The sequence below is a fragment of the Paenibacillus sp. FSL M7-0134 genome (assembly GCF_038007865.1).
GTDB lineage: Bacteria > Bacillota > Bacilli > Paenibacillales > Paenibacillaceae > Paenibacillus > Paenibacillus polymyxa_B.
In genome coordinates, this window is the sequence record NZ_JBBOXV010000001.1 from 1,165,886 (window position 1) to 1,179,113 (window position 13,228).

The 13,228-nt window shown below is 48.4% G+C and carries 11 protein-coding genes; all 11 read left to right on the top strand.

Features of this window, described 5'->3' with window-relative positions; translation table 11 throughout:
* Positions 1 to 106 precede the first annotated feature (106 nt).
* The 11 genes from NSQ58_RS05150 (at position 107) to NSQ58_RS05200 (ending at position 13,226) form a co-directional block, all read left to right on the top strand.
* Positions 107 to 631 carry a S1 domain-containing RNA-binding protein gene (locus tag NSQ58_RS05150; RefSeq protein ID WP_014279051.1) on the top strand — a complete coding sequence of 175 codons (525 nt, stop codon included), beginning with the start codon at positions 107 to 109 and terminating at the stop codon, positions 629 to 631.
* Positions 632 to 637: 6 nt separating this feature from the next.
* Entirely contained in the window at positions 638 to 844 is a 207-nt protein-coding gene (locus tag NSQ58_RS05155; protein ID WP_341056982.1) for a hypothetical protein, read from the top strand.
* Between the two features lie 292 nt (positions 845 to 1,136).
* Positions 1,137 to 3,644: a stage II sporulation protein E gene (gene spoIIE, locus NSQ58_RS05160; RefSeq protein WP_023986443.1), complete on the top strand. Its 2,508-nt coding sequence runs from the start codon at positions 1,137 to 1,139 to the stop codon at positions 3,642 to 3,644.
* A gap of 126 nt (positions 3,645 to 3,770) precedes the next feature.
* Complete coding sequence (locus NSQ58_RS05165; RefSeq protein ID WP_023986444.1) at positions 3,771 to 4,520, top strand: VWA domain-containing protein; 750 nt, start codon at positions 3,771 to 3,773, stop codon at positions 4,518 to 4,520.
* Complete coding sequence (locus NSQ58_RS05170) at positions 4,504 to 5,442, top strand: protein kinase domain-containing protein (protein ID WP_023986445.1); 939 nt, start codon at positions 4,504 to 4,506, stop codon at positions 5,440 to 5,442. The genes NSQ58_RS05165 and NSQ58_RS05170 overlap by 17 nt, the downstream gene beginning before the upstream one ends.
* A gap of 66 nt (positions 5,443 to 5,508) precedes the next feature.
* Positions 5,509 to 6,957 (top strand): tRNA lysidine(34) synthetase TilS, encoded by a 1,449-nt coding sequence (gene tilS, locus NSQ58_RS05175; protein WP_341056984.1) that lies wholly within the window; start codon positions 5,509 to 5,511, stop codon positions 6,955 to 6,957.
* 47 nt (positions 6,958 to 7,004) lie between these two features.
* On the top strand, positions 7,005 to 7,544 hold the full coding sequence (gene hpt / locus NSQ58_RS05180; protein ID WP_341056987.1) for a hypoxanthine phosphoribosyltransferase: 540 nt from the start codon (positions 7,005 to 7,007) through the stop codon (positions 7,542 to 7,544).
* 97 nt (positions 7,545 to 7,641) lie between these two features.
* Complete coding sequence (gene ftsH, locus NSQ58_RS05185; RefSeq protein WP_028542511.1) at positions 7,642 to 9,681, top strand: ATP-dependent zinc metalloprotease FtsH; 2,040 nt, start codon at positions 7,642 to 7,644, stop codon at positions 9,679 to 9,681.
* A 277-nt stretch (positions 9,682 to 9,958) separates the two neighbouring features.
* Positions 9,959 to 11,572 (top strand): L-aspartate oxidase, encoded by a 1,614-nt coding sequence (gene nadB, locus NSQ58_RS05190; protein WP_338533048.1) that lies wholly within the window; start codon positions 9,959 to 9,961, stop codon positions 11,570 to 11,572.
* On the top strand, positions 11,562 to 12,452 hold the full coding sequence (nadC, locus tag NSQ58_RS05195) for a carboxylating nicotinate-nucleotide diphosphorylase (protein ID WP_341056989.1): 891 nt from the start codon (positions 11,562 to 11,564) through the stop codon (positions 12,450 to 12,452). Before nadB ends, nadC begins: the two co-directional genes overlap by 11 nt.
* Positions 12,453 to 12,458: 6 nt before the next feature.
* Positions 12,459 to 13,226, top strand: coding sequence for a type III pantothenate kinase (locus tag NSQ58_RS05200; protein ID WP_023986451.1), 768 nt, complete (start codon positions 12,459 to 12,461; stop codon positions 13,224 to 13,226).
* The last annotated feature ends 2 nt before the right edge of the window (positions 13,227 to 13,228 follow it).

The window sequence follows — 13,228 nt, forward strand, 5'->3', positions numbered from 1 at the left end:
TGCTTAGTTGACCTTGGTTCCGCCATTTTGTATAATCAAATCACCACAGCGGGATTTTTTTGCAAAAAAATCGGTTGTATATTTTAAGGGAGGATCATTTTATTCTATGGCAATTGAAGTGGGCACCAAGTTAGAGGGCAAAGTGACAGGCATCACGCATTTTGGAGCATTTGTGGATTTGTCTGGAGGTGTCACGGGTCTCGTTCACATCTCGGAAATCGCCGATAACTATGTTAAGGATGTTAACGACCACCTGAAGATTAATGATGTTGTGACGGTGAAAGTCATTAATGTTGACAAAGATGGCAAAATCGGACTTTCCATTAAGCAAACGATTGACAAGCCGGCAAGTGAAGCCCGTCCCCCAAGAGCTCCAAGACCGGAGCGTACAGGAGGACCAGGCGGAGGCGACCGTTTCGGCGGTGGAGGTTCAGGTCCAAGTCAAGGACGCGGTGGTGGTGGCGGTGGTTTCAACCGCGATCGTGGAGGCCGTTCTTTCAAGCCTGCACCGGGTAAACCTTCATTTGAGGATAAAATGTCACGCTTCCTGAAAGATAGTGAGGAACGCATTTCGTCGCTGAAAAAGAACACCGAAGGTAAACGCGGAGGACGCGGCGCGAAGCGTGTTTAATTCACTTTGACAACCGTATCAATCATACACGGAAAACCGTACAGTCGAGAGACTGCTACGGTTTTTTTGCGTTCTGCCGACAACAGATGCGATAAGCAGCGGCTGTCGGCGCTGAATCCAGTGGTTAGTCGTACGGGCATTTATGAGATTCGCAATTTTGGCGAAGAAGATAAGAGCTACGATGCTGGAAAGTGGATGTTTTTTTTGTCGTGAGGACATAATCGTCCGACAAACTCCAACGGTTTTCCGTCTATCTTCTGTGCAAATCGCTAGTCTAGGCATCAGGACGAACGACATCGAGAGGTCATGTAAAGAGTAGCGGGACGCTTCCTCCATCGGCTTCCATACGGGCGTAGCTTGATGTTCAGAGTGATGCTCTGTCCTTTCGCGCAGAACGTTTTTTTGTCGGAAATTTCTTGGAATAAGACGTGAGGTTCTGACAAACTTTCTCAGTCGTTCCGGTTTAAGATGGGAACATCAAATTGATGAATGGGGTGCCTGACGCATGATGGAGAAATGGAACGTGGTACATTTTCCGGGGTTAAAATCTAGAAAGTCCAAATCCAAAGAGCGTACGGAAGGGTGGTCTTCCAGACTCAAGAAACGGCTGGATTCACATAAAGTGGTGCAATGGGTAACGGCGCAAAGATGGATGCTGCTATTGTCAGCTATGGGAGTTCTACTAGGACGCGCCACTATTTTGGACGAGCTTTCTCCCTTTGCCCTCGCTTATTTTGCGGTCATAACGTTTCTTCGGCGTGATCTGATGCTGCCTGTAGCTGTATCCGTTGTGTTAGGCAGCCTGTTAGCTCCTTACCCATCGTTATTTATGATTGGTGGTGAGTTACTGGTATTTTATCTCCTGTATCGCGGACTACGAACCTTCGACCGTCTGGAATTATCCTATGCCCCGCTTATGGTTTTCTTGTCTGTGTTTATGGTCAATTTATTTAACGCCGTGATGGCTCCGACTTTTACATGGTATGAACTTATCATTGTGGGGACGGATGCGGTTCTCAGCTTTATGCTTACGCTGGTGTTCACGCAGGCCATCCCGTTGTTTACGTACCGCAAGAAGACAAGCCAGCTCAAGAATGAGGAAATTTTATGTCTTATTATTTTATTAGCCTCTGTGATGACGGGAGCAGTAGGATGGACTGTTCATTCATTGTCTGTCGATCATGTACTGTCGCGATATTTGGTCTTGGTGTTTGCTTTGGTGGGAGGTGCTTCGCTGGGTGCATCGGTCGGTGTAATTACTGGCTTAATTTTAAGCTTGGCCAATATGTCTGCAATTGTGCAGATGAGTTTACTCGCTTTTGCAGGTTTGCTGGCAGGAATGCTGCGTGAAGGAAAAAAAGGTGCTGTTGCGCTTGGGATGCTGCTAGGCTCCTCAATCCTGACAATCTATTTGGACGGGACCGGAGACGTGCTGACGTCAACCTGGGAGAGCTGTGCGGCAATTCTATTATTCTTAATGACCCCAAAAAGTTTCTTTAAAGCGGTTTCTACCTATGTTCCCGGTACGCAGGACCACGCCAAATCTCAGCATGAGTATGCCAAAAGGGTCCGCGACCTCACCGCAGAGCGGGTAACGAAGTTTTCTCGTGTATTCAGTCAGCTATCCCGCAGCTTTCATCAGATATCTGCGAGTGAGAGCACGAAGTCGGATGGTGAAATCGAACACTTTATGAATGCGGTGGCGGAAGGGACATGTGCCTCCTGCTTCAAGTGTGAGCAGTGCTGGGACGGCAAGTTTATGCAAACTCATCAGTATATGACGGAAATGATGAGCGCCATTGAGGATAACCCGGATTTGGAACCAGAGCAGATCCCGCCGCAATGGAGCAAGGCATGTGCTAAAACGGGCGCTGTCCTGCAAGTGATGAAGCAGCAGTATAGCCTCTACCAACATAATATGCAGTGGAAGCGCCAAGTATACGATAGTCGTCAGCTTGTTGCTGACCAGCTATCGGGTGTATCACAAATCATGGAGGATTTAGCGCGAGAAATTCAGCGGGAAGGGCAGACCATGCATCGGCAGGAGGAGCAAATACGGGAGGCTCTTGATAGACTGGGCTTGTCCATTCAATCCATTGAGATCATTAACCTGGATGCAGGTCAGGTAGAAATTGAGATTGTCCATGCCTATACAAGGGGATTTGATGAATGTCGGAAAATCATTGCTCCACTTCTGTCGGACATACTGGACGAGCATATAGCTGTGATGCGCGAAACGGAGGCAGATCGCCGCCAAGGCTTGGCTACAGTCATGTTCGGCTCTGCTAAAACGTATGAGATTGCTACAGGAGTAGCTAGTGCCGCCAAAGGAGGCGATTTTTTCTCAGGAGACAGCTACAGCATGATGGAGCTAGGGAACGGGACTTTTGCAGTCTCTTTAAGCGATGGTATGGGGAACGGAGAGCGCGCGCAGCAAGAGAGCAGTGCAGCACTTAACATTTTGGAGGAATTACTGCAGTCGGGTATGGACGAAAAATTGGCGATCAAGTCGGTTAACTCTGTCCTGATGCTGCGATCACCTGAGGAAATGTATGCTACGGTCGATATGGCGCTGATTGATCAGTACACGGCCCAGACAACCTTTATGAAGATTGGGTCTACGCCGAGTTTTATTAAAAGAGGGGAGGAGGTCATTCCCGTATCTGCCAGCAACTTGCCGATTGGCATTATACAGGATATTGAAATTGATCTGGTATCACTGCAGCTCCAGCCGGGTGATATTCTCATTATGATTACAGACGGTATATACGACTCACCGGGTTATGCGGTTAATAAGGAAATATGGATGAAACGCATGATTCAGGAAATTGAAAGCGAAGATCCACAGCAGTTGGCCGACTGCTTACTAGAAAGGGTTATTCGATACCAACAAAATCAAATCTATGATGATATGACAGTAGTCGTTAGTAAAATAGATCACTTCCGCCCAGAATGGGCAACTCTCCATGTACCTGGCATGAGGTGGTTGGAACGTCCACGGACGGTGAGCTAATCCGACATTGCCCGGGAAATTCCTTATTCGTTTTTAAAAATCCGCATCCTTCGTTTGAATCGTTCCGGATTAGGCAAAGATAGAATCTATCGGGATAGATTAAGAGGAAGCGGAGGTCAAAAAACGATGAAGCAAATTTTGATCATTACAGACGGATGCTCTAATGTAGGTGTTAGTCCAGTCATGGCGGCTGCCCAAGCTTTACGAGAAGGTATTACAGTGAACGTCGCCGGAGTCATAGATTATGGAACTATTGGCGAGCTTGGCAGCGCGGAGATTCAAGAAATTGCTAAAGCAGGGGGAGGGTTTAGCCAAATCGTTGGGACGAAGCAGTTGGCTCAGACCATGCAGATGATGACGCGCAAAACGGTGGTTCAAACCATTCAGCAGGCGGTTAATAGAGAGTTAACGCACATTCTGGGTGAGGGTGGCGCCAAACATATCGGTGAACTTCCTCCGGCAAAACGAGCCCAAGTGGTTGAGGTAATGGATGAGCTGACAGAAACAAGCACCCTGGAGATTGCTTTGCTCATTGATGCAAGTGCGAGCATGAAGCCCAAGCTGCCTGCTGTAGAGGACAGCATTCGTGATTTGCTGCTCAGTTTACAGTCCAGAAGCGGACACAGCCGTATATCTGTATTTCATTTTCCGGGCGGAAAAATGGGAGAAGACGCAGTCATGGATATCGGTTGGACCTCTGAGCTTAACCAGATCAAATCGATATTTGGACGCTTGCGGATGAAAGGGGCAACACCGACAGGTCCTGCCATTTTACAAGTGATTGATTATTACCGATATGTTACACTAGGAGAACAGAAAGATCTGGAAGAATCCTATGGCAAAGGAGAAGGGATGCTCGGTGACTACGTCGTCTGATCCCGTTCTTGCACCCGGAACGGTCATCAAGGGCAAGTGGAAGCGGAGCAGCTATGTCATCCAGCGCTTGCTGGGCCGGGGAGCGAACGGAACTGTATATTTGGTAAAAGAAGCACAGGCCGATCGGCAATTTGCTCTGAAAATGGGGAAGAACACGCTTGATCTGCAATCAGAGATTAATGTGCTAACCACATTGCAGTCTCAGGGGACTCAGGCCGCCCTTCAGCGAAATGGAAATCCTTCCTTTTTGTTTGAGGTGGATGATGTAGTGTTACGCAGCGGAGAAATCCCCTTTTATGTTATGCGATATGTTAAGGGTGATCCGCTTCATCGTTTTGTGGCAGCCAAAGGGCCGGAATGGTATGGTGTGGCTGGAACCGGTATACTGAATCGTCTGGCGGATCTCCATCAGGCAGGATGGGTGTTTGGCGACCTGAAGCCGCAGAATATTTTGGTCAATGCCTATGGAGAGGCTGAATTAATTGACTACGGTGGGGTGTCTCTTGCTGGTCGGAGTGTTAAACAATTTACAGAATGGTATGACAGGGGATTCTGGAATGCTGGCAGCCGAAATGCCGATTCCCAGTATGACCTGTTTGCCTTCGCTCTTCTAACGATTCATATATTGGAGAGCGAATCGTTAAAGGCGGCTGCGAGCAGGCTGCCACAGTTGCGTAATACGGCAGAATTGACGGTCATCATTCGCCGCAGCCGTGTATTACGCCCCTATGCCGAATGGCTACTGGGTGCAGTGCGTGGAGAATATTCCGATACTCGTGCAGCGGCCCGATCTTGGTCACGTTTGGCCTCCGCACATGTCAGGCAATCGTCGGTCAAAAGAGGGAACCCACGCTGGCTGGGATATGCTTTTACGGTATCGCTTTTGCTGCTTGCCGGAGCGCTCTGGATTGCGTTAAGGTAGCAGCATGACTTACATAAGATAACAGATGATCATCATTTTTACGGTCGGGAGAAAAGAGGGTCGTGAATGGGAACAACAAAACCGACCGGTGTTGTACAGGAAGTGCTCGCCTTGGCGCGAGATCATTCACTGTGGAGCCCCGGAGACCGCATTGTGGTTGCTGTATCCGGTGGGCCGGATTCGGTGGCCCTTTTGCACATTTTACATGAAATATCCGTTATACATATGCCTTTACAACTCGTCTGCGCTCACGTTCATCATGGCTTCAGACCAGAGGAATCGGATGCGGAGGCTGAAGAGGTACGCAATATTGCCCGAAAGCTTGAACTTCCATTTGAAATGGCTCGGGTGGATGTACCCGCTTATATGAAGGAGAGCGGGAAGGGGCCACAGGAAGCAGCCCGCGAGCTGCGCTACAGCTTTTTACATGATATGGCTACAAAGTGGGAAGCGCAGCATATTGCAATGGCCCACCACGGCGACGATCAAGCCGAAACGGTTCTCTTGCACTTGCTGCGTGGTAGCGGCCCAGCAGGTTTAGTGGGTATGCGTTTGGCGCGCAGGGAAAAAAATGTGCAACTCATTCGCCCGCTACTACGTATGTACAAGGCTGACCTGATTGAGTTTTGTAACTTTTATGGTCTTTCCTATGTGATAGACAGCACTAATTCATCTTCCAAATACCGTCGTAACGCCATTCGCATGGATGTGCTTCCTTTTTTGGGGCAATATAATGAGCGACTGACACCGTCCCTAAACCGGCTGGCCGAAACGATGGCTGACGAAAATGACTTTATGGAGGCATCCACACTGTCGGCATACGAGAAAATGGTGCGCTTGGATAATGGCAGGTACATGTTTCCCATCGCTTCATACCGTAAGCTATCCGTTGCTTTACAACGGAGGTTGATTAAACTAATATTAAATTATCTGCCTTCGGACAGTGAAAATTTTGATTTTCGTAAAATTGAGACCGTTCGACTAAGACTTCTCCAAGAGGCATCGTCTACATGGAGTTTGGATTTGGGAGGCGGTGCGGTTGGAGTCCGCGAATATGACCAGGCGGTTTTGTTTGACCGTACGCAAGTCGTTATGGGCGAATGGTGCTATGGACTAAGTGTATTGCCTATTTCCGGTGAGCTAGAGTTGCCTGAGGCAGGTGGTATACTTCGGTGGCGAAGGGCTTCCTATTCGGATGCGGACCATCCGGTGAATAAGGAGGAAGCGTGGTTCGACGCAGATCAATTGAGTCTGCCTTTGACTGTACGCTCGCGATTACCTGGAGATACCATGTATGTAATGGGATTAAACGGAAGAAAAAAGGTTAAAGATATTTTTATTGATGAAAAAATACCTCCTTCAATGCGTTCCGTTATTCCCATCGTCTGCGACCACTCTGGGGCTATTCTCTGGATTCCGGGCGTACGACGTTCTGTACATGCCGCGGTGCAAAAGCACACGTCTTCGGTTATATATATGTCATGGCAAAGACGAGAGAGTCCGGGGCACCGGTAATTGCGCAGGAACGGCTTTCATAGTATAAACTTAGGAGGTTTACACCGTTGCAGAATGATATTCAGGAAATATTGATCAGCGAAGAAGAAATTCAGAGTAAAATTAAGGAATTGGGTGCACAGCTCAGCGTAAAATATGAAGGGAAAAATCCATTGGTGATTTGCGTGCTGAAAGGTGCGTTTATCTTTATGGCTGATTTGGTTAAATCCATTACAGTGCCGTTGGAGCTTGATTTCATGGCTGTATCAAGTTATGGAGCATCCACAAAATCCTCAGGTATCATCAAAATCATTAAAGATTTGGACGCATCTGTGGAAGGACGCGACGTTCTGATTGTCGAAGATATTATCGACAGCGGCCTGACGCTGACGCATTTGATTGAATTGCTTAAGAATCGTAATGCCAATTCGGTATGTGTCGTAACCTTGTTCGACAAGCCTGCACGCCGGACAGTTAATCTTGAAGCAGATTATACTGGATTTACGCTTCCAGATGCGTTTGTTGTCGGCTACGGTCTGGACTATGCCGAGCACTACCGGAACCTCCCATACATAGGGGTTTTAAAGCCGGAAATCTACACCAGCTAATCTCAGCCTCCAGTCCTAGGACTAAATAAGGCCCTTTGTTGAGAAGGACTTACAGGCTATGGTAAAATAACTTAAGTGTCTCGAGAGGAGGTAGGGGATGAATCGGTTCATCCGGAATTCTGGTTTTTATTTGATTCTTTTTTTAGTTGTGGTGGGTATCGTTCAGTTTGTTAGCAACAGTAACGAAGCCTCCGATCTCCCTAGATATGACCAATTACGGCAAGAGGTTAAAGCTAATAACATCTCTAAAGTAACGGTCCAATTTGACGGTTACGCCTATCTTGTAACCGGTGCATATAAGAAGCAGCCGGCTAATGCTAAATCGACCAATTTTTCCGTATATGTTCCACCAACGGATCAAGCACTAAGTGAACTGGTTAATGCCAGCGAAACGAACGGGTTTGAATACGTGCAGAAGAAAATGGAAGGCGAAAGCATTTGGCTGACGTTTTTGACTTCTATCATTCCTTTGGTGATCATGTTCCTGTTGTTCTTCTTCCTGTTTAATCAGGCACAGGGCGGTGGCGGCAAAGTTATGAACTTCGGCAAGAGCAAAGCCCGTCTGTATAACGAAGAGAAGAAGAAGGTTACGTTCGAGGACGTGGCAGGGGCTGACGAAGAGAAGCAGGAGCTTGTCGAAGTCGTAGAATTCTTGAAGGACCCACGCAAGTTTGCAGCTGTGGGCGCTCGTATTCCAAAAGGTGTTCTGTTAGTGGGCCCTCCAGGTACGGGTAAAACACTCTTGGCGAGAGCTGTTGCAGGCGAGGCCGGAGTACCGTTTTTCAGCATCTCGGGTTCTGATTTTGTAGAAATGTTTGTCGGGGTCGGTGCTTCCCGTGTTCGTGATTTGTTCGAGAACGCGAAGAAGAACGCACCTTGTATCATTTTCATTGATGAGATTGATGCCGTTGGACGTCAACGTGGCGCCGGATTGGGTGGCGGACATGATGAACGTGAGCAGACGCTCAACCAATTGCTCGTAGAGATGGATGGATTCGGCGCAAACGAAGGTATCATCATCGTAGCCGCTACAAACCGTCCGGATATTTTGGACCCGGCGTTGCTTCGTCCAGGACGTTTTGACCGTCAAATTACGGTTGACCGTCCAGATGTTAAAGGCCGTGAAGCAGTATTGTATGTACATGCTCGCAACAAGCCATTAACGAAGGATGTTAAACTGGACGTAATTGCGAAACGTACAACAGGCTTTACGGGCGCTGATCTGGAAAATCTGTTGAACGAAGCTGCCTTGTTGGCGGCTCGTCGTAACCGCAGAGATATTTCGATGCGAGAAGTAGATGAAGCTATCGACCGTGTTATCGTAGGTACAGAAAAACGCAGCCGCGTAATCAGTGACCGCGAAAAACGAATTGTTGCTTATCATGAAGCAGGCCATACGATTATTGGTTTCTTCTTGGAAAATGCCGACATGGTTCACAAGGTAACGATTATTCCACGTGGACGTGCAGGCGGATATGTCATCATGCTTCCGAAGGAAGACCGCATGCTGACTACCAAGCAGGAATTGCTGGACAAAATCACTGGATTGTTGGGTGGACGCGTATCCGAGGAACTGTTCATTGGTGAGATCGGAACGGGAGCCTATAGCGACTTCCAGCAAGCGACAAGCATTGCACGCAGCATGATCGTAGAATATGGTATGAGTGAGAAGCTTGGTCCAATGCAGTTCGGTACTTCACAAGGCCAAGTATTCCTTGGACGCGATATCGGTCATGAGCAGAACTACAGTGATCAGATCGCTTATCAGATTGACCAGGAGATGAATCGCTTCATCACTGAATCTTATGAGCGTGCTAGAGAACTCCTGACCAAGTATTCCAAAGAGGTTCATTTGATTGCTCAAACCTTGCTGGTAGAAGAAACCTTGGAACTTGAACAAATCAAACGTTTGATCGAGACAGGTTCTTTGGATGGTGGCACGACTGAGGGAGAAGGAACACCGGAAAATGGTGAGCCTGTGATCGACAACATTGGAGACGTCCGTGTACGTATTCAAGGTAAGGATGACGAGCCTAAGAATACAACGGATCAACCGAATGATATCCCTAATCTGCAAAAGCCAGAGGATGATAACAATTCGGGCAACTCCGGTGGTACTCCACCGACAACAACCTAATCATCCGATGGATAGTTGAATAAGCGTATATGTAAGCTCCGGGGAACCAGGTATTATGGGTTTTCCGGAGCTTTTTAAATGGAAGATTATTGCTAACGTGATTTGACAGACACCGGAACGTTGTGTACATTTATTGTTAAATAAACGGCTGTCGTCTTCTTAGCTTATAAAAGCCAACAGCCGCTGCAATCGACTTTCTATCATTTTGAACATATACGTGAGCGCATACTGTAGAACCTATGGTGTGCGCTATTCTTCTGTGAAATCAGGTGAAGGCATGATTCCAAGGTATCTAGTTGATTTTGATGTAGCGGAATTGACCCGATTGGAGGCCGACGTGTTAATAATCGGCTCGGGCATTGCGGGCTTATATACGGCGATTAAGGCTGCGGAGAATCGGAAAGTGTTGCTGATTACCAAGAAGACTTTGATGGAAAGCAACACGCGTTATGCTCAAGGCGGCATCGCTGCTGTCACATCGGACGAGGATACACCAGCTTATCATATGGAAGATACCCTGATTGCTGGTGCAGGTCTATGTGAATCTGAGGCGGTCAGTACGCTTGTCCATGAAGGTCCAGTTGGCATTCAGGAGTTAATACGTTTGGGAACGGCTTTTGATCGTGTGGATGGTGAACTAGCGTTGACACGGGAAGGAGCGCATAGTCATCGGCGTATTTTGCATGCAAATGGAGATGCTACGGGTTATGAAATTGTTCGTGCGTTGTCAAAGCAGGTTGCTGCCCATCCCGGTATCGAAGTATGGGAAGAGTGCATGGTAATTGATCTGCTGACGGAGCATGGTGAGTGTATTGGGGCCCTCGTCCAAAAGCCAGGTGGGGAAAGGTCGTATATAACCGCTAATGCAACGATTTTGTGCTCAGGAGGTAGCGGGCAATTATACCGGTATACGACCAATCCGGATATTGCAACCGGGGATGGTATCGCTATGGCATATCGTGCTGGGGCGATTGTACGGGATATGGAATTCATACAGTTTCATCCTACGGCGTTGTGCCATCCGGGCGCTCCAAGGTTTCTAATTTCCGAAGCCGTACGGGGAGAAGGAGCCGTGTTACGCAATATTCACGGAGAACGCTTCATGGACAAGTATGATTCCCGGCAGGAGCTTGCACCCAGAGACATCGTAGCTCGTGCTATCATTCATGAGATGGAGCGCACCCAAGTTGCGTTTGTATACCTGGATATTACACACGAGCCGCCAGAGCGGGTGATGCAACGTTTTCCAACAATTTATCGGACATGTCTCTCATTTGGTTTGGATATGACGACAGACTGGATCCCCATTGCGCCTGCTGCCCATTATATGATGGGTGGTGTCCAGACCAATTTACACGGGGAAAGCTCCATTGCGCGTTTGTTCGCCTGCGGGGAGACCTCTTCTACAGGAGTTCACGGAGCTAATCGTCTGGCGAGCAATTCGTTATCTGAAGCTATTGTATTTGCCAGCAGGATTATTGAGCGACTGCATTCATTGCCACCGCTGGTCGGCCATACATTGATATCTTATAGCGATAACCGTACAGAGTTCCCGGCTTCATCCGTCACGGAGCAGCGGCATAAGCTGCAAGAAGCAATGGTTCGTTATGCTGGAGTTCGTCGGCACGGCGAGGGGCTGCAAGCAGCATTAGACGAGCTGCAAGGGCAAATGCCTATTTTTGAGGCTGTGATCGCTAGCCGGGAAGAGATCGAATTTGCCAATTTGCTCACCTGTGCTTTATTAGTAACAGATGGTGCGCTGCTGCGTGAGGAGAGCCGGGGAGCGCATTATCGCGAGGATTTTCCTGAGACAGATGATAGCGTCTGGCGAAAGCATGTTCAGCAGAGACGTGAGCAAGGGATAACGGAGGAGTACGTTCATGACATCTAACAGCGAACTTTATGGAGAGTTTAGTGGATATCAGGAAGAACTGACAGCACAAATTCGCAGCTGGCTGCGAGAAGATACGGGCTCTGGCGATGTGACCACGCGCTGGACGATTGAGCAGGGCCACCAATCCAAGGCTGTCATTCATGCCAAGGAGAGCGGCGTGGTTGCCGGTTTACCCGTGGCTGCCCTTGTATTTCAGGTAGTGGACCCTTCCTTGTCGTTCACTCCGCTGGTGAAGGACGGACAGTGGATTGAAAAGGGAAGCGTTTTGGCGGAAGTGACGGGTAGTACCCATGCAATTTTGACTGGAGAACGACTGGCGTTAAATTTGCTCCAACGGATGTCTGGCATTGCCACGCGGACTCGGGCTTTTATAGATCAATTGCATGGTTTGTCCACTCGCTTGGTGGATACACGTAAAACAACACCGGGACATCGGCTGCTGGAGAAGTATGCTGTGCGTGTAGGCGGTGGCTCGAATCATCGCTTTGGTCTGTACGATGCTGTTATGATTAAGGATAATCATATTAAGGGCGCAGGTGGGATTGAACAAGCTGTGAGTCGAGCGCGCGCTAATATACCGCATACGATGACGATTGAAGTAGAGACGGAAAACATGAAACAAGTTCAGGAAGCCCTGGAAGCTGGGGCGGATATCATTATGCTGGATAACATGTCTGCCCCAGATATGAAGGAAGCCGTTCGGTTCATTCGGGAACGGGCACCACATGTCAAAACAGAAGCCTCGGGCAATGTATCGCTGGATACAGTGCGTGAGATGGCTGAGAGTGGCGTAGATGTGATCTCTGTAGGCAGGCTGACATACTCTTTTCATAACCTGGATATCAGCCTTGACCTTAACGCAAAGAAAGATAGGTGACACCCATTGATTCTTGTAGTGGATGTAGGTAATACCAATATTGTTCTGGGGATATACGAAGGGCGGGAGCTGTTGCACCATTACCGGATCAGTACCTCCAGACAGGCAACCGCAGATGAATACGGCGTACTCATACATAATCTTTTTAGTATGGGTGGCGTATTAAAGGATGACATCCAGGGAGTTATTATTTCCTCTGTCGTTCCGCCGTTGGTCCGTGTATTAGAAGAAATGTGCGATAAATACATAGGCAAAACGCCTTTAATCGTCGGACCGGGAATCAAGACCGGTCTTAACCTGCGTTATGAGAATCCGCGTGAAGTAGGTGCGGATCGGATCGTGAACGCTGTTGCGGCTGTCGAACGGTTCGGCGGGCCGCTGGTTGTGGTGGATTTTGGGACAGCGACGACGTTTGATTGTATTGACGATAAGGGAAACTACTTGGGCGGTGTCATTGTGCCGGGTATCGGGATTTCGACGGAGGCACTGTATCAACGGGCTTCCAAGCTACCCCGCATCGAGTTGGAGAAACCCAAAAAGGTTATTGGTCGTAATACGGTTCATGCCATGCAAGCTGGGATTATCTTCGGTTATGCTGGGCAAGTGGATGGCATTGTGCGGCGCATTAAGGAAGAAATGCAGGCGGAGCCTACAGTTATTGCTACCGGAGGTCTTGCAGAGCTAATCGCATCAGAGGCGGAGAGCATTCAGAAAGTGTTGCCGATGTTGACGCTCGAAGGATTGCGCATCATTTACCAACGTAACGCCGAATAAAA

Bases quoted from the DNA above. Each gene is read 5' to 3' on its own strand.
- nadB (WP_338533048.1), top strand. From the start codon at position 9,959: ATGATTCCAAGGTATCTAGTTGATTTTGATGTAGCGGAATTGACCCGA.
- spoIIE (WP_023986443.1), top strand. From the start codon at position 1,137: ATGATGGAGAAATGGAACGTGGTACATTTTCCGGGGTTAAAATCTAGA.
- NSQ58_RS05165 (WP_023986444.1), top strand. From the start codon at position 3,771: ATGAAGCAAATTTTGATCATTACAGACGGATGCTCTAATGTAGGTGTT.
- tilS (WP_341056984.1), top strand. From the start codon at position 5,509: ATGGGAACAACAAAACCGACCGGTGTTGTACAGGAAGTGCTCGCCTTG.
- NSQ58_RS05150 (WP_014279051.1), top strand. From the start codon at position 107: ATGGCAATTGAAGTGGGCACCAAGTTAGAGGGCAAAGTGACAGGCATC.
- ftsH (WP_028542511.1), top strand. From the start codon at position 7,642: ATGAATCGGTTCATCCGGAATTCTGGTTTTTATTTGATTCTTTTTTTA.
- nadC (WP_341056989.1), top strand. From the start codon at position 11,562: ATGACATCTAACAGCGAACTTTATGGAGAGTTTAGTGGATATCAGGAA.